The 20,296-nt window shown below is 64.5% G+C and carries 17 protein-coding genes; 12 read left to right on the top strand and 5 right to left on the bottom strand.

Features of this window, described 5'->3' with window-relative positions:
- Positions 1 to 17 precede the first annotated feature (17 nt).
- The 3 genes from ACVOLS_RS16270 to glmS form a co-directional block, all read right to left on the bottom strand.
- Positions 18 to 1,154, bottom strand: a complete 1,137-nt coding sequence (locus ACVOLS_RS16270) for a FecR family protein (RefSeq protein ID WP_481546483.1) — start codon at positions 1,152 to 1,154, stop codon at positions 18 to 20.
- A 40-nt stretch (positions 1,155 to 1,194) separates the two neighbouring features.
- Positions 1,195 to 1,713, bottom strand: coding sequence for an RNA polymerase sigma factor (locus tag ACVOLS_RS16275; protein WP_481546484.1), 519 nt, complete (start codon positions 1,711 to 1,713; stop codon positions 1,195 to 1,197).
- Positions 1,714 to 2,096: 383 nt separating this feature from the next.
- A complete protein-coding gene (gene glmS, locus ACVOLS_RS16280; RefSeq protein ID WP_481546485.1) occupies positions 2,097 to 3,929 on the bottom strand; it encodes a glutamine--fructose-6-phosphate transaminase (isomerizing) in 1,833 nt (610 codons plus the stop codon).
- 215 nt (positions 3,930 to 4,144) lie between these two features.
- On the opposite strand from glmS, the gene ACVOLS_RS16285 reads away from it, so the two are divergent.
- From ACVOLS_RS16285 to ACVOLS_RS16335, 11 genes are all read left to right on the top strand, one after another.
- Positions 4,145 to 5,413 carry an efflux RND transporter periplasmic adaptor subunit gene (locus tag ACVOLS_RS16285; RefSeq protein ID WP_481546486.1) on the top strand — a complete coding sequence of 423 codons (1,269 nt, stop codon included), beginning with the start codon at positions 4,145 to 4,147 and terminating at the stop codon, positions 5,411 to 5,413.
- A 174-nt stretch (positions 5,414 to 5,587) separates the two neighbouring features.
- Positions 5,588 to 6,313 (top strand): ABC transporter ATP-binding protein, encoded by a 726-nt coding sequence (locus tag ACVOLS_RS16290; protein ID WP_057626881.1) that lies wholly within the window; start codon positions 5,588 to 5,590, stop codon positions 6,311 to 6,313.
- Positions 6,314 to 6,327: 14 nt separating this feature from the next.
- A complete protein-coding gene (locus tag ACVOLS_RS16295; RefSeq protein WP_481546498.1) occupies positions 6,328 to 7,653 on the top strand; it encodes an ABC transporter permease in 1,326 nt (441 codons plus the stop codon).
- 3 nt (positions 7,654 to 7,656) lie between these two features.
- Positions 7,657 to 8,880 (top strand): ABC transporter permease, encoded by a 1,224-nt coding sequence (locus ACVOLS_RS16300; protein WP_481546487.1) that lies wholly within the window; start codon positions 7,657 to 7,659, stop codon positions 8,878 to 8,880.
- A 17-nt stretch (positions 8,881 to 8,897) separates the two neighbouring features.
- Positions 8,898 to 10,202: an ABC transporter permease gene (locus tag ACVOLS_RS16305; protein ID WP_481546488.1), complete on the top strand. Its 1,305-nt coding sequence runs from the start codon at positions 8,898 to 8,900 to the stop codon at positions 10,200 to 10,202.
- Between the two features lie 122 nt (positions 10,203 to 10,324).
- A complete protein-coding gene (locus ACVOLS_RS16310; protein WP_481546489.1) occupies positions 10,325 to 11,548 on the top strand; it encodes an ABC transporter permease in 1,224 nt (407 codons plus the stop codon).
- Positions 11,549 to 11,570: 22 nt separating this feature from the next.
- Entirely contained in the window at positions 11,571 to 12,881 is a 1,311-nt protein-coding gene (locus tag ACVOLS_RS16315) for an ABC transporter permease (RefSeq protein WP_481546490.1), read from the top strand.
- A gap of 61 nt (positions 12,882 to 12,942) precedes the next feature.
- Positions 12,943 to 14,160, top strand: coding sequence for an ABC transporter permease (locus tag ACVOLS_RS16320; protein WP_481546491.1), 1,218 nt, complete (start codon positions 12,943 to 12,945; stop codon positions 14,158 to 14,160).
- Positions 14,161 to 14,190: 30 nt separating this feature from the next.
- Complete coding sequence (locus tag ACVOLS_RS16325) at positions 14,191 to 14,673, top strand: nuclear transport factor 2 family protein (protein ID WP_481546492.1); 483 nt, start codon at positions 14,191 to 14,193, stop codon at positions 14,671 to 14,673.
- Positions 14,674 to 14,854: 181 nt separating this feature from the next.
- The gene (locus ACVOLS_RS16330; RefSeq protein WP_481546493.1) at positions 14,855 to 16,192 is read left to right on the top strand and encodes a sigma-54-dependent transcriptional regulator; all 1,338 of its coding nucleotides are present in this window, start codon (positions 14,855 to 14,857) and stop codon (positions 16,190 to 16,192) included.
- A 10-nt stretch (positions 16,193 to 16,202) separates the two neighbouring features.
- Positions 16,203 to 17,555: a sensor histidine kinase gene (locus ACVOLS_RS16335; RefSeq protein WP_481546494.1), complete on the top strand. Its 1,353-nt coding sequence runs from the start codon at positions 16,203 to 16,205 to the stop codon at positions 17,553 to 17,555.
- A 147-nt stretch (positions 17,556 to 17,702) separates the two neighbouring features.
- Here the strand turns inward: ACVOLS_RS16335 and ACVOLS_RS16340 are convergent, their stop codons facing one another.
- Positions 17,703 to 18,197, bottom strand: coding sequence for a GNAT family N-acetyltransferase (locus ACVOLS_RS16340; RefSeq protein ID WP_481546495.1), 495 nt, complete (start codon positions 18,195 to 18,197; stop codon positions 17,703 to 17,705).
- Between the two features lie 7 nt (positions 18,198 to 18,204).
- Complete coding sequence (gene glmU / locus ACVOLS_RS16345) at positions 18,205 to 19,572, bottom strand: bifunctional UDP-N-acetylglucosamine diphosphorylase/glucosamine-1-phosphate N-acetyltransferase GlmU (RefSeq protein WP_481546496.1); 1,368 nt, start codon at positions 19,570 to 19,572, stop codon at positions 18,205 to 18,207.
- A gap of 81 nt (positions 19,573 to 19,653) precedes the next feature.
- Here glmU and ACVOLS_RS16350 point away from each other — a divergent pair, with 81 nt between their 5' ends.
- Positions 19,654 to 20,037: a GtrA family protein gene (locus ACVOLS_RS16350; protein ID WP_481546497.1), complete on the top strand. Its 384-nt coding sequence runs from the start codon at positions 19,654 to 19,656 to the stop codon at positions 20,035 to 20,037.
- Positions 20,038 to 20,296: the final 259 nt, after the last annotated feature.

A 20,296-nucleotide genomic window follows, 5' to 3' on the forward strand; every position in this document is an offset into this window, starting at 1 on the left:
GGAACCTGCTTTGCTGCTTACTGACGACTGCCGCGGTTGCCGATCACACTACGATCAGCTTGGCGGCTGACCTGCAGCTGCGAGCAGCATTCCAGGAACTGCAGGAAGGAATCGGCATCGTCGGCATAGAACACGCCGCTGTAGCGCTGCTCGCGGATCAGCGGATCGGTGACCACGATGGGCCGCGGGTTGTAGCGGTTGAACTCGCTGATGATGTCGGCCAGGGTGTCGTTGCGGAAGCTCAGGCGGCGCTTGCCATCTGCCGGCGCGCTCGGTGCTTCCAGCGGCATCCGCAGCATGGCCTGCTGCCCCTGCGGTATGCGCGCCTGCTCACCGGCAGACAATGCCGCCGGGCGGCCCAGCGATTCGACCTTGGCCTTGCCCGCTTCCAGCGTCGATGCATCATCGCGCCACAGCGATTCCAGCCAATTGCTGTTGGCCGTCACCTTCACCTTGCCCTCGCTGACCGCAACCAGCGTGCCCGAAGGCAGCCGGTTGACGGTGAAACGCGTGCCCACCGCCTGCACCGTGTTGTCGCCGGCATGCACACGGAACGGGCGGCTTGTGTCATGTGCCACGTCGAAGGTGGCCTCACCATCACGCAACTCGATGTCACGCACGCCCGCGCTGAAACGCACGGCGATATAGGAAGCCGGCGCAAGGGTGACCATCGAACCATCGGCCAGAGCGATGCTGCGTTGTTCACCGACCGCACTGGCGTACTGGTGGACCGGCACCTCTGGTTGCAGCAGGGTCCAGCTGCCGGCCAGCAGTGCGCAACCGGCAACGCCCGCCACCAGCGCCCAGCCCAGCCTGTGGCGACGTCCACGCGTGGCTGGTTTGCGCTCCGGCGGCCTCGGCCCCACTACAGCACTGGGTGCATCGTGCAGCGGCACCACGTTGTCCATGGCCTGCGCCTGCGCCAGCACCGAATCCAGGTCGACGGACTGCAGCGCGGCGCTGGAGGCCAGCTCGCGCTGCACCAGCTGCGCCATCAGCAGCTCTTCCAAGTGCAGCGGCGAGCGCGCCACCCAGGCGGCAAAGCCGGCGCGGTCCGCATCGCTGGGCGTTTCGCCCATGACCTGCAGCCACTCCGCCGCCTCGCGTGCGGCGCGCTCCCGGCTCTGTTGCGGCGATGTGCGATAGATATTCATGGTTTCACCCGCCCTGCCTCTCGCAGGATCAACATCCTGTTCATCGTTCCAAGCTCGCGCGTACATGCGCCAGCGCTTCGACACTGTATTTCTTCACCGTATGCACGCTCAGCCCCAGCTTCTGCGCGATCTGCGCATGGCTCAGGCCTTCGCGCCGCTCCAGCAGCAGCACCGCCAACCGGTTGGCCGGCAGCTGCGCCAGCGCATCGCCCACCTGCCGCTCGAAGAAGCCACCGCCTTCGCTGAAAGCGGCCTGCCCCGGGTTTTCGGATACCGCATCCACCACCGTCGAGTCGTACAGCAGCCGGCCCTGACGCTGGCGCATGTTGAACTCGCTGGCCACGTGCGCGGCGATGCCATAGATGTAGGCAAGTGGATTACGCACGGTTTCAATGTTCTGCACGCGCAGCAGGCGCAGGTAGACCTCCTGCACCAGGTCACCCAGATCCTGCGCCTCGGCCACCCGCCGGCGCAGGTAGCGGTGCAGCTCGGCGCTGTAGTCGTGGACCGCCAGCGCAGCGAAATCGCGCCCGGGCTGGTCCTGTCCGGCCGGCTCCATCATCGTCTCCCGCCCGGACCTTGCCGATCGTGGCTTTTCCGCACCCTCATCACCCACTCCCAATGGCAGGAGCAACGGACACAGTGCCCCCTTGACCATGCAGTGCGTGGCAAGGGGCGATTTGGGTACTTCTGAAGAACAACTGGTTCAGCTCGCGATCACAACGGCGGGCAGCTTAGCCCGTCGCCGCCCGGTATTCGCACCATGGACCGGCTTCCAGGGCTCACAGGCAGTTGTGCCGTGCCACCACAGACGCGCAACCACTGCTTGGACAAAGCAAAAGCCCGGCGCTGGGCCGGGCTTCGAGCAACGTCGGGGGAGAGAGGACCGGGCTGCTGGGAGTAATTATCCATAGGCCCGGTTACGCCCCCGTGACACCTGCATTACTCCACGGTAACGCTCTTGGCCAGGTTGCGCGGCTTGTCCACGTCGGTGCCGCGTGCCAGCGCGGTGTGGTAGGCCAGCATCTGCACCGGGATGGTGTGGACGATGGCGCTGAGCACGCCGGCATGGCGCGGGGTGCGGATCACATGCACGCCCTCGGAGGCATTGAAGTTGCTGTCCTGGTCGGTGAACACGAACAGCTCACCGCCACGCGCACGCACTTCCTGCATGTTGGACTTCACCTTCTCCAGCAGACTGTCGTTGGGGGCAATCACCACCACCGGCATTTCCGCATCCACCAGCGCCAACGGGCCGTGCTTGAGCTCGCCGGCCGGGTAGGCCTCGGCATGGATATAGGAAATCTCCTTGAGCTTGAGCGCGCCTTCCAAGGCGATCGGGTAATGCAGGCCGCGGCCGAGGAACAACGCATTCGACTTGCCGGCGAAACGTTCGGCCCAGGCGATGATCTGCGGCTCCAGGTTCAAGGCGTGCTGCACGCTGCCCGGCAGATGCCGCAGTTGCTCCAGATAACCACTCTCCTGCTCGGCATCAACCTTGCCGTGCAGTTTGCCCAGCACCACGGTCAGCTGGAACAGCGCGGCCAGCTGGGTGGTGAAGGCCTTGGTCGAGGCCACGCCGATCTCGGCACCGGCGCGGGTGTAGCAGACCAGTTCACTGGCACGCGGAATCGCGCTTTCCGGCACGTTGCAGATCGACAGCGTGTGCTTGTGACCCAGCGACTTGGCGTACTTGAGCGCCTCCATCGTGTCCAGGGTTTCGCCGGACTGGGAGATGGTGACGATCAGGTGCTTCGGATTGGCATAAGCGGCGCGGTAACGGTATTCGCTGGCGATCTCCACGCTGCACGGCAGGCCGGCGATGGCCTCGATCCAGTAGCGCGCGGTCAGGCCAGCGTAATAACTGGTGCCGCAGGCCAGGATCTGTACACCTTCGATGTCCTTGAACACTGCTTCGGCGTTCTGTCCGAACAGCGCTGCCGGGAATCCACCCGCATCGATCGCTGCCTCGACGGTGTCGGCCAGCGCGCGTGGCTGCTCGTGGATTTCCTTCTGCATGAAGTGGCGGTACGGGCCCAGCTCAAGCGAGGCCAACGACACATCCGACATGCGCTGTTCGCGCTGCGCGGGTGCATTGTTGGTATCGAAAACGCGCACGCCCTGGCGGGTCAGCTCAGCCGTGTCGCCCTCTTCCAGGAACATCACACGGCGGGTGGCCTGCAGGATGGCCGATACGTCGGAGGCGACGAAATTCTCGCCATCGCCAAGGCCGATCAGCAGCGGGCAGCCCATGCGTGCCACCACCATGCGCTCGGGCTCGTTCTCACTGATCACGGCCAGCGCGTAGGCTCCGGTCAATTCCTTGACCGTGCGCTGCAGGGCGCTGAGCAGATCGTCCTGATCGGCCTTGAGGTGATGGTGGATCAGGTGGGCGATGACTTCGGTATCGGTCTGCGACTCGAATACATAACCCAGCGCAAGCAGCTTCTCGCGCTGCTCCTCGTGGTTCTCGATGATGCCGTTATGCACCAGCGCCACGCCCTGGCTGATATGCGGATGGGCGTTGGATTCAGTCACACCACCGTGGGTGGCCCAGCGGGTATGGCCGATGCCCAGCACCGAATGGAACTGTTCGGCAATGGCCGCCCCTTCCATTTCAGCAACACGGCCGGTGCGGCGCACGCGACGGATGTGTTCGGCATCGAGCACCGCTATGCCGGAGGAATCGTAGCCGCGGTATTCCAGCCGCTTGAGTCCTTCAATCAGTACCGGAACCACATCGCGATCAGCGATCGCCCCAACAATCCCGCACATAGCCTATCCATTGGTGATTACGAACGGACATTCTAAGCCAGCTGGATCAGACAACCAGCGGACATGTCGGGACATCAGCAAGCGGACACTGTCCGCGCGAGCGTCCGCGGACACCCGGACACTCACATCACTGAATATTTTCCAAACAAATTCAATGCCTTGGAGTTGGCACGCGACCTGCTTAATGGATAACAAACCCAGCAGCGAAGCCGACGATGATCCGCGACACCTCCGCCCAGGACCAGGTAAGTACCCAGCGCCCGCAACCCGTGTGGCGTCGCTACATGTGGCCGGCGGTGATCACCGTGGTGGTGGTCGCCGGCATTGGCTACGTCGTCAGCAACTGGCTGGGCGCCAGCCGCTCGTTCGACGGTGACCGCCTGCGCATTGCCGAGGTCAAGCGCGGCGACCTGGTCCGCGACATCGCCGCCGACGGCCGCGTCATCGCTGCCAACAGCCCGGTGCTGTACGCCATCTCCGCTGGCACCGTGACCCTGAAGGTGGTCGCTGGTGACGTCGTCAAGCAGGGCCAGGAGCTGGCGGTGATCGACAGCCCGGAACTGCGCAGCAAACTGGCGCAGGAACAGGCGACGCTGGCCGGCCTGGAGGCCGAAGCCAGCCGCGCCGCACTGGACGCCACCCTGGCCCGCGCCACCGGCGCCAAGCTGTCCGACCAGGCCGGCCTGGTGCGCACCGCCGCCGAACGCGACCTGCAGCGCTACCAGCGTGGCTTCGATGGCGGCGCGGTGCCGCAGGTCGACCTGGCCAAGGCCCAGGACGAACTGAAGAAAGCCCAGATCGAGCTGCAGCACGCCCAGCAGGACGCCAGCCTGCAAAGCCAGGGGGCGAGCCTGGATGCGCGCAACAAGCGCTTGATGGCGGATCGCCAGGAAGCGGTGGTGGCTGAAGTGAAGCGCCAGGTCGATGCGCTGACTCTGCGCGCACCGTTCGACGGTCAGGTCGGCCAGGTGCAGGCTACCCAGCACACCCAGGTCGCCACCAACGCCCCGATCCTCGGCGTGGTCGATCTGTCGCGCTTCGAAATTGAAATCAAGGTGCCGGAAAGCTTCGCCCGTGATCTGGCGATCGGCATGCCGGCACAGCTGACCAGCGGCTCCGGCCAGCCGTTCCCGGGTGAGATCGCCGCGGTGTCGCCGGAAGTGGTCAATGGCGAAGTCGTCGCCCGCCTGCGCTTCTCCGACAAGCAGCCGCCGGGCCTGCGCCAGAGCCAGCGCATGAGCGCACGCATCCTGCTGGATACCCGCAACAACGTGCTCAAGGTTGAGCGCGGCCCGTTCGTCGAACAGTCCGGTGGTCGTTACGCCTATGTGGTCAGCGGCGGCACTGCGGTGCGTCGTCCGATCCAGACCGGCGTCAGCAGCCTGGGCGAAGTCGAGATCGTCTCCGGCCTGCAGCCGGGCGAAAAGATCGTCGTCTCCGGTGCCGATCTGTTCGGCGACATCGAACGCGTGTCGATCAACTGATTGAGAGCTGAGAGTCGGGATTGGGAACAGCTGCAGTCGTCCGGGGCGTCGTGAACCCTGCCGCCAACGCTGAAACTCCACTCCCGGTTCTCGACTCCCTGATCCATCGCCTCACCTTTGCAATACCCGTCCCACGCCACCGCTCCACATTCCCCGTCGCTGAAAGGAATACCCATGCTCCAGATGCAATCCGTCTCCAAGGTCTTCCGTACCGAACAGGTTGAAACCCATGCGCTGCGTTCGCTGGACCTGCATGTACGCGAAGGCGAGTTTGTCGCGGTCACCGGCCCGTCGGGTTCGGGCAAGACCACCTTCCTCAACATTGCCGGCCTGCTGGAAACCTTCACCAGCGGCCAGTACCTGCTTGATGGCCAGGACGTCAGCCACCTCGGCGATGACGCCCGCTCGCGCCTGCGCAACCAGAAGATCGGCTTCATCTTCCAGGGCTTCAACCTGATCCCCGACCTCAACCTGTTCGACAACGTCGATGTGCCGCTGCGCTACCGCGGCATGCCGTCGGCCGAGCGCAAGCAGCGCATCGAAAAGGCCTTGAGCGATGTCGGCCTGGGTTCGCGCATGAAGCATTACCCGGCCGAACTGTCCGGCGGCCAGCAGCAGCGTGCAGCAATCGCCCGCGCCCTGGCTGGCAGCCCGCGCCTGCTGCTGGCCGACGAACCGACCGGCAACCTGGATACGCAGATGGCACGTGGCGTCATGGAGCTGCTGGAAGAGATCAACAGCCAGGGCACCACCATCGTCATGGTGACCCATGATCCGGAACTGGCTGCACGCGCCCAGCGCAACGTGCACATCGTCGACGGCCAGGCCACCGACCTGATCCGCGAGCCGGTGCTGGCACACGCTGCCCGCATCGCCGCCGTCGCCGACAACCAGGGCTGATCCCGCGCATGTCGCTGTTCGCCTACCACCTCCGCCAAGGCCTGCGCAGCCTGCGCCGCACCCCCGTGCTGACCGCACTGATGGTGCTGTCGATTGCGATGGGCATTGGCGCGTCGATGACCACGCTGACGGTAAAGCACCTGCTCTCGGGCGACCCCCTGCCCGGGCGCAGTGGGCAGATCTATTACCCGCAGGTGGATGCATCGGTGCGGGGTGAGCGGGCCCGCCGCGAACCGTTGGACATGCTCGACTACACCTCGGCGACGGACCTGTGGCGTGACGGTCCTGCCGATCGCAAGGCTCTGGTGGTGGACAGCCCCGCCAAGTTGTCCGCTCCCGGTAGCCAAGAGCCGGCGATGATGACCACGTTGCTGTCCACCACCGCCGATTTCTTCCCGATGTTCCAGGTACCGATGGCCTACGGCGCCGGCTGGTCGGCCGAGGATGACCAGCGCCGCGCCCGCGTTGCGGTGATCTCCTCGGAGTTGAACCAGCGCCTGTTCGATGGCAAGGACAGCACCGGCAAGATGCTGCGCATCCGCGACAGCGAAGTGCGCATCATCGGCGTGCTCAAACCATGGCGCCCATCGCCCCTGTTCTACACCGTCGCCGGTGGCCGCTTCGCACAGGGCGATACGGCCGACTACTACCGGCCGGTCGAAGACGTGATGGTGCCGTTCTTCACCGGCCTGCAGATCAACGCCGGCAACTTCCAGCAGTTCACCTGCAACACGCTGCCGGAGAAGCCGGGCCATCTGGAAAACACCGATTGCGTGTGGCTGCAGTTGTGGGTGCAGCTGGACAGCCCGGCCAAGGTTGCTGCTTACCAGCAACACCTGCAGGCCTATGTGCAGCAGCAACAGCAGCTGGGCCGCATCAGCCAGCCAGAACTGACGCGCCTGCGCAGCCTGATGGAATGGATGGACTACAACGGCGTAGTGCCGCGCGACGTCAAGCTGCAGGCATGGATGGCGCTGGCCTTTTTGGTGATCTGCCTGTTCAACACCATCGGCCTGCTGCTGGCCAAGTTCCTGCGTCGCACCGGCGAGATCGGTGTACTGCGCGCCCTCGGTGCCACCCGCGCAATGGTGTTCCAGCAGTGCCTGATCGAGGCGGCCTTGATCGGCGTTGGCGGTGCGGTGCTGGGGCTGCTGTTCACGCTGGTCGGCTTGTGGAGCATCCGCCAGCAACCACTGGCCTATGCCGACATGGTGCAGCTGGACATGACCATGCTTGGCCTCACCTTCGTCACTGCGGTGACCACCACCGTTCTTGCTGGACTGCTGCCGGCGTTGCGTGCCGCCCGCATCGATCCGGCCCTGCAGATCAAGGCGCTGTAAGCGATGACCCTGGATATCAAACCCATCATCAGCACGTTGTCGCGGCATCGCATCGCTGCCAGCCTGATCGTGCTCGAAATCGCACTGGCCTGCGCGGTGCTGTGCAATGCCCTGTTCCTGGCCGCATCGCGGATGGAACTGATCGGCATGAACAGCGGCGTCGACGAGGCCTCCATCGCAACACTCAGCCTGCTCGACTGTGACTCCTGCAGCGAAGTCGACGTCAACAGCCGCTGGCTGCAGCAGCTGCGCGGCCAGGCCGGCGTGCAGGCGGTGGGCGTCCTCAACGCCGTGCCGTTCGGCCAGCGAGCCGGCACTGCCGGTGTCTCACTGGACCGGGAAGGCAAGCACCATGGCGGCGTGCCGCATTTCTACACGATGGACGCGGGTGCAATCGACGCGTTGCAGCTGAAGCCGGTGCAGGGCCGCATGTTCAACGAGGCCGACTACCAGCCGGTGGAGAATTTCCTGCCCGCGCACGCCCAGGTATGGATCACCCAGGCCTTTGCCAGGCACCTGTGGCCGGGCCAGGACCCGCTGGGCAAGCAGCTGTGGATGGGCGACTACCAGCTCACCGTGGCCGGTGTACTGGCGCATTTCTCGCGCCCGGACCCGGGTCGCAGCGAGAACGGCCTGGCCGGCATGGAGTGGTCGGTGATCGTACCGGTGACCAGCGATGCGCAGGCCGGCACCTATGTAATCCGTGCCAACCCGCGTGACCTGCAGCGTATCGTCAGCGACGCCGTCGCCGCTGCCCCGAAAGTCACTCCGGAGGCAATCATCTCCGCCGACTACAGCAAGACGCTGCAGCAACTGCGCGAGGTCTACTTCCAGCAGGACCGCAGCATGACGCGCCTGCTGCTCGGCATCTGCCTGGTGATGCTGCTGGTCACCGCGCTGGGCATCATCGGCCTGGCCAGCTTCTGGGTGCAGCAACGTACCAAACAGATCGGCGTGCGCCGTGCCCTGGGTGCGACCCGGCGCCAGATCATCAGCTACTTCCAGACCGAGAACCTGCTGCTGACCAGCGCCGGCATCGTGCTCGGCATGCTGCTGGCCTACACCGGCAACCAGTTGTTGATGCATTACTTCGAGATTCCCCGGCTGCCGCTGTATTACCTGCCGCTGGGTGCCGTACTGCTGTGCTTGCTGGGCCAGGCCGCCGTCATCGGCCCTGCCCTGCGCGCTGCTTCCATCCCGCCCATCGTCGCCACCCGCAGCGCCTGAGCTGCCAAGGATCGTCCATGTTCAGTTACTACTTCAAACTTGCGCTGCGCAGCTTCGGCCGCAACAAGATCCTGACCGCACTGATGGTATTGGCCATCGCGCTCGGCATTGGTGCGGCGATGACCACTTTGACCGTGTTCAAGGTGCTGTCCGGCGACCCGATCCCGCACAAGAGCGATCGTCTGTTCTATGTGCAGCTGGACCCCTACACCAAGGAAGGCTACAAGCCGGGCGAAGAGCCCGAAATGCAGATGACGCGCTTTGACTCCGAAGAACTGCTGCGGCAGAAGAAGGCGCCGCGCCAGGCGATGATGACCGGCGGTAGCGGAATCGTCGACCCGCGCATCGACGCGCTCAAACCCTTCAGCATCAGCATGCGCTACACCTCGGCCGACTTCTTCCCGATGTTCGATTCGCCGTTCGCATTCGGCCAGGGCTGGAGTGGCGATGAGGACCAGGGCCGCAGCCGCGTCGCCGTGATCAGCGATACCCTCAATGACAAGCTTTTCAAGGGCGAGAACAGCGTCGGCAAGGAAGTGCTGGTCGAAGGCAATGCCATGCGCATCGTCGGCGTACTCAAGGAATGGAAGCCCGCCCCCAAGTTCTACGACCTGTACTCGGGCAAGTTCGACTCCGAGGAAGATGTCTACCTGCCCTTCAGCACCGCACTGGAGCTCAAGCTGGGCCGCAATGGCAGCATGAACTGCTTCGGCCGCGAGCTGGTCAATGACGCCACCGCAGTGAACGTGCCGTGCTCGTGGATCCAGTATTGGGTCGAGCTGAACTCGCCCAGCGACGCCAAGGACTTCAAGGCCTACCTGGACAACTACTCCGAACAGCAGCGCGCTGCTGGCCGCTTCGAGCGCCCGGCCAACACCCGCCTGCGTGATGTGATGGACCTGATGGAATACCGCAATGCAGTGCCGGGCGACGTGCGCCTGCAGATGTGGCTGGCCTTCGGCTTCCTGCTGGTCTGCCTGGTCAATACCGTTGGTCTGCTGCTGGCCAAGTTCCTGCGTCGCAGCGGCGAGATCGGCGTGCGCCGTGCACTGGGCGCCAGCCGCGCCGAAATCTTCAAACAGTGCCTGATCGAGGCCGGCACGATTGGCCTGGCCGGCGGCCTGCTCGGATTGGTGTTTGCCTTGTTTGGCCTGTGGGCGGTACGCCAGCGGCCGGCCGAGTACGCCTCGCTCGCCCACCTGGACGGCTCGATGTTGCTGGTCACCTTCGCCCTGGCGGTGTTGGCCAGCATGCTCGCCGGCATCCTGCCTGCCTGGCGTGCCATGCAGGTAACCCCGGCACTGCAGCTCAAGAGTCAGTAACGCCATTACCCCCTCCCTTGCGCAACGCGCAGGGGAGCGCCAGGGAGGGGTGCAGTTGCTGTCGCCCTCGCCTCTCCCAACCAGACCCCATTCCCAGCTCCACGCTTCCCCGGAGAAACCTCATGGAAATCCGCCCCATCCTCTCCACGCTGTCGCGGCACAAGACAGCCGCCGCACTGATCGTGCTGGAGATCGCGCTGAGCTGCGCCATCATCTGCAATGCACTGTTCATCGTGTCGCAGCGCATCGACGCGATGCAGCTGGCAAGTGGCATCGATGACAACCACCTGATCGAGATCGGCCTGAGCGGTATCGGTGAGCAGGTTGATGCCGACGCCCGCACCGCCGAGGACATCGCCTCGCTGCGTGGCATCCCCGGCGTCGAGAGCGTGGCCATCGTCAACCAGCTGCCGTTCCAGGGCGGCTCCTGGAACACCTCGTTGGCCGCCACTGCGGAGCCCGAAGCGCAGTCGATCAATGGCGCCCAGTACATGGTTGGCGAGAACGCGCTCAAGACCCTTGGAGTCAAGCTGGTCGCCGGCCGCGATTTCAATGCCGATGAGTACCAGAGCAGCGATGTACTTGAGAAAGTGGAAGACCTGGGCAAGCTGAAAGCACCGGCCATCCTCACCGAAGCCATGGCCAAGCAGTTCTTCCCGGACGGCAATGCGGTTGGCAAGACCCTGTACATGGCCAACATCCCGGTGACCGTGGTGGGCGTGGCGCAGACCCTGTTGCGCCCGAATATGCAGAACAACAACCGCACGCATTCGATCATCTTCCCGATCCGCATGAACTTCTCCAACGGCGGCCGCTACATCCTGCGCGTCACCGAGCAGGGACGTCGTGACGAAGTGCTGAAGCAGGCGTTGGCCACGCTGGACAAGAACGATCCCAACCGCCTGGTCTGGACCAAACAGACCGTTGAGGAAAAGCGTGCCAAGAACTTCGCCAACGACCGCGACATGATCGGCCTGCTGCTGATCGTCAGCGGCCTGCTGTTGCTGGTGACCGCGCTGGGCATCATCGGCCTGGCCAGCTTCTGGGTGCAGCAGCGCACCAAGCAGATCGGCATCCGTCGTGCACTGGGTGCAACCCGGGCGCAGATCCTGCGTTACTTCCAGACCGAGAACTTCCTGCTGGCCGGCATCGGCATCGTGGTCGGCATGTTGTTGGCCTACCTGCTAAACCAGTGGCTGATGGGTCGCTACGAGCTGCCGCGCCTGCCGCTGCTGTACCTGCCGGTAGGCGCGGTGCTGCTGTGGCTGCTTGGCCAGATCGCCGTGTTTGGCCCGGCCCGCAAAGCCGCGTCGATTCCACCAGCGGTGGCTACCCGCAGCACCTGATCTGACAGCTCAAGGAAGGGACATGTTCGGCTATTACCTGCAACTGGCCTGGCGCGGCTTCGGCCGCAACAAGGTGCTGACCACCTTGATGGTACTGACCATCGCGGTAGGTATCGGCGCGACCATGACCACCCTCGGCCTGTACGTCGTGCTGTCGGGGGACCCGATTCCACATAAGAGCAAGCAGCTGTTCTACCCGCAGCTGGAACCGCGCAGTCTCGGCAAGGACGCCACGCTGGAATCAGATCCGCTGGAACAGATGACCCGCTACGACGCCGAGGAGCTGCTGCGGCAGAAACGCGGTGATCGGCAGGCGCTGATGAGCGCAGGTTCGGTGACGGTGCTGCCCGCTGGCAACACCGCGCAGCCGTTCCGGGCGATGACGCGCTACACCTCGGCGGATTTCTTCCCGATGTTCGAGGTGCCGCTGGCGGCAGGCAATGCATGGAGTGCGGCTGAGGATGACGGTCGTGCGCTGGTTGCGGTCATCGATCGCAAGCTGGCGCAGCGGCTGTACGGCAGCGAGGACGTGATCGGCAAGGAGCTGCGTCTGCCGCAAGGCGTGTTCCGCGTGATTGGCCTTCTCGGCAACTGGAAGCCAGCGCCGCGCTTCTATGACCTGACCAGTCAACGCTATGGTGGCGCCGAGCAGGTGCTGCTGCCGTTCTCCACCTCGCGCGCGCTGAAGCTGGACACCCAGGGAAACATGAACTGCTGGGGCAGCGGCAATGATGACGAGGGCAATCGCGGCCTCACTGCGCCGTGTGCGTGGCTGCAGTACTGGGTGGAGCTGGACACGCCTGACAAGGCCCGCGACTACCTGAAGTACCTCGCTGACTATTCCGAAACCCAACGCGCAAGCGGCCGCTTCGAGCGCCCGACCAATGTGCGCCTGCACGACGTGATGGGCTGGCTGGACTTCAATCGCATCGTGCCCAACGACGTGCGCCTGCAGATGTGGCTGGCCTTCGGCTTCCTGCTTGTGTGCCTGATCAATACCGTCAGCCTGCTGCTGGCCAAGTTCCTGCGCCGCAGCGGCGAGATCGGCGTGCGCCGCTCGCTCGGTGCTTCACGCGCGGACATCTTCAAACAATGCCTGACCGAAGCCGGTTTCATCGGACTGGCCGGCGGTGTATTGGGGCTGGGCTTCGCGGCGATGGGCCTGTGGCTGATCCGCCAGCAACCGGATGAGTACGCAAAGCTGGCGCAGATGGACACGACCACGTTGTGGATGACCTTCGTGCTGGCGGTCGGGGTCAGCCTGATCGCCGGCCTGCTGCCGGCGTGGCGGGCGATGCAGATTCCTCCCGCACTCCAGCTCAAGAGCCAATGACGGGCTGGCATTGAACCCATCCCGTCAGCAACGGCAGCTTTCGCCGCCATGGAGAACCCCCTTGGACATCCGCCCTACCCTGTCGATGCTGTCCCGCCAGAAGATTGCCGCACTGCTGGTGGTGTTCGAGATCGCGATCAGCTGTGCCATCATCTGCAACGCGGTTTTCATCATCAGCAACCGCGTTGCGCAGATCCAGCTGCACAGTGGCGTGGCCGAAGATGAGCTGGTCTACCTGGCCACCAGCAGCCTGCTGCCGGACGTCAACTACGACGCCTTGCGCAAGCAGGATCTCGCCGCGCTTGCAGCCGTCCCGGGTGTGAAATCGGCCAGCAGCATCAACCAGATCCCGTATGGCAGCAATGTCTGGGGCTCGGGCATCCGCCTGCAGCCGAACCAGACGCGCCCGACGGTACATGCCACCAATTACATGGACGACGGCCAGTTGCTGCCGACCTTTGGCCTGCAGCTACGCGAAGGCCGCGGCTTCAAGCCCGACGAATACGTGGAGAACAGCGCCTTCGTCGGTGGCGACGCCGATCCTGTCGTACCCAGCGTGCTGTTGAGCCACTCACTGGCCAAGTCCTTGTTCCCGGATGGCAACGCGGTGGGCAGCAACATCTATGTCTGGGGTAGCAAACCGACCCAGGTCGTGGGCGTGATCGATGACCTGCTGGCACCGGGCGAGGCTGGCGCGTTCAGCGGCCGCTTTGACAGCATGGTTTTTCCGGTCCGCGTTTCCAACGGCGCCTATGCGTTGCGCACCAGCCCCGAGCAACGCGAGGCCGTGCTGAAGGCTGCCATCGCCGCGTTGAACAAGGCCGACCCCAACCGCATCATCGAGGAACAGGGCACGGTGGCACGTATGCGTGACGACTTTCACCATCGTGATCGCTCGGTGATCTGGCTGTTGCTGGCGGTCTGCATCGCGCTGTTGGCGGTCACCGCGTTCGGCATCGTCGGCCTTGCCAGTTTCTGGGTGCAGCAGCGTACGCGCCAGATCGGCATCCGCCGTGCCTTGGGAGCCACCCGCAAGCACATCCTGCGCGCTTTCCAGCTGGAAAACCTGGTACTGAGCAGCGCCGGCATCGTCGTTGGCCTGATCCTGGCCTACGCACTAAATCTGCTGCTGATGAACCGCTACGAGCTACCACGGCTGCCATTGATGTACCTGCCTATCGCGGCGGTACTGCTGTTGCTGCTGGGGCAGATCGCCGTGCTTGGGCCCGCGCGTCGCGCGGCGTCGGTGCCACCGGCGGTGGCCACACGCGCTGCCTGACCATTCTTGAATACTTACCGGAGTCGCCCGATGAAAACCAAGCTGACGTGCCTGCTGCTGATGCTCTGCTCGCTGCCGATGATGTCCGTGCATGCCGCTGATGCCGACAACGCCAACCTGTACGACACCATCGCCGCACTCGACCACGGCATGTTCGACAGCTTCAACCACTGCAGCGATCCGGCACAGTTCGAGAAGCACGCCGGCTACTTCGACCCGGCGATCGAGTTCTACCACGACAACGGCGGCGTCACCTGGACCCGCGACGCCATGCTGGCGAACACCCGCAAGCATGTCTGCGGCAACTACACCCGGCAGTTGCTGCCGGGCACTTTGGAGGTCTTCCCGATCAAGGATTTCGGTGCGATCGCACGCGGTCAACATCAGTTCTGCGACCTCAAAGGCGAGCACTGTGACGGTCTGGCCGACTTCGTCATCATCTGGCGGCTGCGTGATGGCCAGTGGCAGGCAACGCGGGTGCTGAGCTATGCGCACCGCCCGGCGACGCCATGAACCAGGGACTGGATGCGGGGCGGCACCAACCCCCACGGGCCGCACAACAAGCTGCTCACCATGTAGCGTTGTCGGGCTTCGATATGGCACTGTCACAACTACCAGCCAACACATTCGGCAGCGTGTAATGTGCTGACTTCAGCGCCCGCGCTGCGTCCCCAATCTTCTTCTGCGACAACCGATGCCACAGATCCTGATCATCGACGACAACACCGCCGTGGCCACCGCGCTGGATGTGCTGTTCTCCCTGCACGACATCGACACCCGCCACGCCACCTCGCCCGAGCAGGGCCTGGCGATGCTGGCCGAGCATGAATTCGATCTGGTCCTGCAGGACATGAACTTCACCGCCGACACCACCTCCGGCGAGGAAGGCCAGGATCTGTTCCGGCGCATCCGCCAGGCGCATCCGGACCTGCCCGTCATCCTGCTCACGGCGTGGACCCACCTGGACAGCGCGGTGGAGCTGGTCAAGGCCGGTGCCTCCGACTACCTGGCCAAGCCCTGGGACGACGGCCGCCTGCTGACCACGGTCAACAACCTGCTGGAACTGGCCGAAGCACGCCGCGAACTGGCCCGCCGCCGCGCCCGCGAGCAGCGCCAGCAGCAGGCGCTGCATGATCGCTACGATCTGCGCGGGCTGGTGTTCGCCGACCCCTCCAGCGAGCGCATCATCGCCCTCGCCTGCCAGGTCGCGCGCTCGGAATTGCCGGTGCTGATCACCGGCCCGAACGGCGCCGGCAAGGAGAAGATCGCCGAGATCATCCAGGCCAATTCCGCGCACAAGAAAGGTCCGTTTGTCGCGCTGAACTGTGGCGCTATTCCCTCCGAACTGATCGAGGCCGAGCTGTTCGGTACCGAGGCCGGCGCCTACACCGGCGCCAACAAGGCCCGCGAGGGCAAGTTCGAGGCAGCCGATGGCGGCACCTTGTTCCTCGACGAAATCGGCAACCTGTCGCTGACCGGGCAGATGAAACTGCTGCGCGTGCTGGAAACCGGGCGCTTCGAGCGGCTCGGCTCCAACCGCGAACGGCAGGTCAAGGTGCGCGTGGTCAGCGCCACCAATGCCGACCTGCCGGCAATGATCCGCGCCGGCAGCTTCCGCGAAGATCTCTACTACCGGCTCAATACCGTCGAGCTCAGCCTGCCGCCGCTGGCCGAACGGCGCGAGGACATCCTGCCGCTGGCGCAGTATTTCCTCGCCGACGGCAAGCCGCTGGCAGCGCCGGCGTTGCAGGCACTGCAGCGCCACAACTGGCCGGGCAATGTGCGCGAGCTGCGCAACGTGATCCAGCGCGCCGCCCTGCTCGCTCAAGGCCCGCGCATCGAAGCCGCGGACCTGAACCTGCCACGCGCGCCGGCACGGCCTACCGCACCGGCCGACGAGCCTGACCGCGAGCACATCGTCAGCGCCTTGGAACGTGCCGGCGGTGTGATCGCCCAGGCCGCCGCCGAGCTCGGCCTGAGCCGACAGGCGCTGTACCGCCGCATGGACCGCCACGGCATCCCGCGCGAGTGAGCACCGACCAGTGAAAACGCGCTCCTTCACCTTCACCCTGTTCCTGCGCCTGCTGCCGGTGCTGGCGCTGGCTGCGGCCTTGCCGTGGTTCCTGGCCTACTGGATGGACCGCGGCTGGGTGGTGGTGAGCGTGTCCACCATCCTGCTGCTGGCCGCGATGTGGTGGGCGCTGAGCCGCGCCACCGCGCCGATCCGCTCGCTGCTGCGGGCGCTGGCAGGTACCACCAGCAGTTACCGCGACGGCGAGTTCAACTTCGGCGTGCATTGGCGCGGACATGATGAGTTCGCGCAGCTGGTGCAGGCCCATGCCGAGCTGGGCGACGTGCTGCGCGAGCAACGGCAATCACTGGTGCAACGCGAGCTGCTGCTGGACACCATGGTGCAGAACACGCCGGTGGCGATGCTGCTGCTTACCGATGGTGGCGATGGCGTGCAACGGGTGACCTTCTCCAATACCGCAGCGCGCAAGCTGCTGCATGGCGGCTGGAAACTTGAAGGTCAGCGCATGCATGAGCTGCTGGAGAACATGCCGATCGAGCTGCGCAACGCCATCGCCCGCGGCGGCGACAGCCTGTTCGCCGTGCGCGACCCGGATGCGGCCGAAGATGATGATGATGACGAGCAGATCTATCACCTGTCGCGTCGCGCCTTCCATTTGAATGGCCGCCCGCATGAGTTGCTGCTGTTGCGTCTGCTCACCGCCGAGTTGCGCCGCCAGGAAGTGCAGACCTGGAAGAAGGTGATCCGGGTCATCAGTCATGAACTCAATAATTCATTGGCACCGATTGCCTCGTTGGCGCATTCCGGCGCCGAGCTGGTGCGACGCGGTCGCTATGACCGCCTCGAAGATATCTTCGGCACCGTTGAAGAACGTGCGCGTCATCTGGAAGGTTTCATTCGCGGTTACGCACGCTTTGCCAAGCTGCCGCAGCCGCAGCTGCAGACCGTTGCCTGGAGCCAGTTCCTGCATGGCCTGCAGCAGCAGATCCATTTCCGCATGGCGCCGATGGTCGACGAGCAGTACAGCCGCCTGGATCAATCCCAGTTCTCGCAGGCGCTGCTGAACCTGCTGAAGAACGCGCACGAAGCCGGCACCGACAATGGCGCTCCCGATGATTCGGTGGAAGTGCGTATCGCGCGGCTGCCCAACTGGCTGCGCATCGAGGTATTGGATCGCGGCACCGGCATGAACGAGGCGGTGCTGCAGAACGCATTGATGCCGTTCTATTCAACCAAGCGCAATGGCACCGGGCTTGGCCTTGCCTTGACCCGCGAGATCATCGAAGCGCACGGCGGTCGCATCTCATTGCAGAACCGCAAGGACGGCGGCCTGTGTGTGGCGATCCTGTTGCCGCATGACTAAAGCAATGCCTTTTGTAGGAGCGGCGTAAGCCGCGAAGCTGACACTGCATCCGATACAGTTACACCGAAGATCTGAAAGTATCCCGGCTTCGCGGCTTACGCCGCTCCTACAAAAGCCTAAGCCGCTCCCACAAGGAATGGCTTGTACCTATGCCAACTGCCGCTGCATCGCCAGCCGCAGCTCCATTGGAAAACCTGCCGCGGCCTCTGCCGCCATCACTTCGCACATGCCTGTGCTCCATTCCTGCGACGGCCATTCGCTGAAACCCTCGCTGGCATAGAAGGGCGCATTCCAGGCCACGTCGCCCAGCGTGGTGAGCACCGCCCGGTGATGTCCGGATACCTTCGCGTGCTGCAACGCATGCCGCAGCAAGGCACGGCCGAGGCCTTTGCGGCCGTGCGTCGGAGCTACATCCATCTGCTGGATATGGAAATCCTTACCCAGCACACCCGCCATCAGGTAGCCGGCCAGTTCCTGTTCGCTGGCAACCACCCACAGCATTCCGCGCTGCCATGCCTGTTCAAACAAATGCGGCTCGGTGGGGCTCGCAGCGAATATCGCAGCAGCCGGATGCCCACGCAGACGTTCACCCGCCTGCGCTTCGATCAACGGCAGCAGCGCGAGCTCGTCACGCTGCGCCAACCTTGGCTCAGGACTTTTTGACAGGACGCGTCCAACCTTCAAGCGTCTGCTGGCGCGTGCGTGCCAGCGTCAGTTTGCCTTCCGGGGCGTTACGGGTAATCACCGAGCCTGCACCAATCGTGGCGCCGTCCTCGATCGTCACCGGCGCCACCAGCGAGCTGTTGGAGCCGACAAATACCTTGTCACCTATCGTGGTCTGGAACTTGTTCACGCCATCGTAGTTGCAGGTGATGGTGCCGGCGCCGATGTTGGTGCCGCTGCCGATCACCACGTCGCCCAGATAGGTCAGATGGTTGGCCTTGCTGCCCTTGCCCAAGGTCGCCTTCTTGGTTTCCACGAAGTTGCCCACGTGCACGCCATCGGCCAGCACCGTGCCCGGGCGCAGGCGTGCAAACGGGCCAATCTGGGCTGCACCTTCGCTGACAACGCCTTCCAGATCGCAGTGCGGGCGCACCTCGGTGCCGGCGCCGAGCTTGACGTCTTTCAGGCGCACGAAGGCACCGATGCTGACGCCATCACCCAACTCGACCTCGCCTTCCAGAATCACGTTGGCATCGATCTGCACATCACGGCCAACCTTGACCGTACCGCGCTGGTCGAAGCGCGACGGGTCCAGCAGGCGCGCGCCCTGCTCGCACAGCGCCTTGGCTGCACGCAGCTGCCAGGCCCGTTCCAGCTGTGCCAGTTGCCAGGGATCGTTCGCGCCCTCGGCTTCCTGCGCATCGGCGACCAGCACCAGCTCGGCCGGCGCGTATTCACTGGCAGCAGAAGCGAACACGTCGGTCAGGTAATACTCGCCCTGGGCATTGCTGTTGGACAGGCCCGACAGCCAACGACGCAGTGCGGTGGACTCGGCGGTGATGATGCCGGTGTTCACAGTGCGGATACGCTTCTGTTCGTCGCTGGCATCCTTCTGCTCGACGATGGCCGCGACCTTGCCTTCGGCATCACGGACGACACGACCGTAGCCGCTGGGGTCATCCAGCTCAGCCACCAGCACCGCCAGACGCGGGCCGTTGTTCAACAGCGCGCCCAGCGTCTGCGCGCGCATCAATGGCACATCGCCGTACAGCACCAGCACCTGCGCGGTATCGGGAACCTGCGGCATCGCCTGCTGCACGGCATGGCCGGTGCCCAGCTGCTGGCTCTGCTCGGCCCACAGCAGGTCCTGTTGGTCGGCGAACGCAGCACGCACCGCCTCTCCACCATGGCCGTAGACCACGTGGATACCGGTTGGCTGCAGTTCGCGCGCGGTAGCGATCACGTGAGCCAGCATTGGCTGCCCAGCGATGGGTTGCAGCACCTTGGGCAATAGCGACTTCATTCGTTTGCCGGCGCCGGCGGCGAGGATGATGACGTGCAGCGGCTGGGTCATGCGTACAGCTTCCTTCGAGAGTCTCTGGATTCTAAGCGCAAGGGGTTAGCATTGCAGGCCATCACCCGACCCGCCGCGTCCATGAGCCTGTTCCGCCAGGGTAGCCAGTACATCGCCATTGGCCTGCTGCAGCTGGTACTGGACTGGGGCGTATTTGTCGCCGCCACTGCGTTGGGCTTGCCGGTAGCACCTGGCAATCTGCTGGGCCGAACCAGCGGCGCCCTGCTGGGCTTCTGGCTCAACGGTCGCTACACCTTTGCCGCGCAAGGTGAACCGCGCCACGGCTGGAAGCGGTTTGCACGCTTCCTTGCGCTATGGCTGCTGCTGACCGTGGTCAGCACCTGGTTGATCGATTGGGTGGCGCATTCGCTGGGCCTGCAATACGCGTGGCTGGCCAAGCCACTGGTCGAGATTGGTCTGGCCGGCGCGAGCTTCCTGCTGCTACGCCACGTGGTGTATCGCTGAACCGCCCGTAGTGCCGAGCCATGCTCGGCAGGGGCTTTACCAGCGAAACCCAACCTGTAGTGCCGAGCCACGCTCGGCAAGAGGCTTTACCGGCAAACCCGACCCGTAGTGCCGAGCCAGGCTCGGCAGAGGGCTTTACCGGCAAACCCAACCTGTAGTGGGGGGGGGGGGGGGGGGGGGGGGGGGGGGGGGGGGGGGGGGGGGCGGCGCGCCGCGCGGGGCCCGTCCAAACGGGCACAAAAAAAAAAAGACCAGCACC

The organism is Stenotrophomonas sp. STEN038 (genome assembly GCF_056759895.1).

What these genes read in the sequence shown, in the direction of transcription:
- ACVOLS_RS16270 (WP_481546483.1), bottom strand. Translation starts at nt 1,154, where the DNA reads ATGAATATCTATCGCACATCGCCGCAACAGAGCCGGGAGCGCGCCGCA.
- ACVOLS_RS16275 (WP_481546484.1), bottom strand. Translation starts at nt 1,713, where the DNA reads ATGGAGCCGGCCGGACAGGACCAGCCCGGGCGCGATTTCGCTGCGCTG.
- glmS (WP_481546485.1), bottom strand. Translation starts at nt 3,929, where the DNA reads ATGTGCGGGATTGTTGGGGCGATCGCTGATCGCGATGTGGTTCCGGTA.
- ACVOLS_RS16285 (WP_481546486.1), top strand. Translation starts at nt 4,145, where the DNA reads ATGATCCGCGACACCTCCGCCCAGGACCAGGTAAGTACCCAGCGCCCG.
- ACVOLS_RS16290 (WP_057626881.1), top strand. Translation starts at nt 5,588, where the DNA reads ATGCTCCAGATGCAATCCGTCTCCAAGGTCTTCCGTACCGAACAGGTT.
- ACVOLS_RS16300 (WP_481546487.1), top strand. Translation starts at nt 7,657, where the DNA reads ATGACCCTGGATATCAAACCCATCATCAGCACGTTGTCGCGGCATCGC.
- ACVOLS_RS16305 (WP_481546488.1), top strand. Translation starts at nt 8,898, where the DNA reads ATGTTCAGTTACTACTTCAAACTTGCGCTGCGCAGCTTCGGCCGCAAC.
- ACVOLS_RS16310 (WP_481546489.1), top strand. Translation starts at nt 10,325, where the DNA reads ATGGAAATCCGCCCCATCCTCTCCACGCTGTCGCGGCACAAGACAGCC.
- ACVOLS_RS16315 (WP_481546490.1), top strand. Translation starts at nt 11,571, where the DNA reads ATGTTCGGCTATTACCTGCAACTGGCCTGGCGCGGCTTCGGCCGCAAC.
- ACVOLS_RS16325 (WP_481546492.1), top strand. Translation starts at nt 14,191, where the DNA reads ATGAAAACCAAGCTGACGTGCCTGCTGCTGATGCTCTGCTCGCTGCCG.
- ACVOLS_RS16330 (WP_481546493.1), top strand. Translation starts at nt 14,855, where the DNA reads ATGCCACAGATCCTGATCATCGACGACAACACCGCCGTGGCCACCGCG.
- glmU (WP_481546496.1), bottom strand. Translation starts at nt 19,572, where the DNA reads ATGACCCAGCCGCTGCACGTCATCATCCTCGCCGCCGGCGCCGGCAAA.
- ACVOLS_RS16350 (WP_481546497.1), top strand. Translation starts at nt 19,654, where the DNA reads ATGAGCCTGTTCCGCCAGGGTAGCCAGTACATCGCCATTGGCCTGCTG.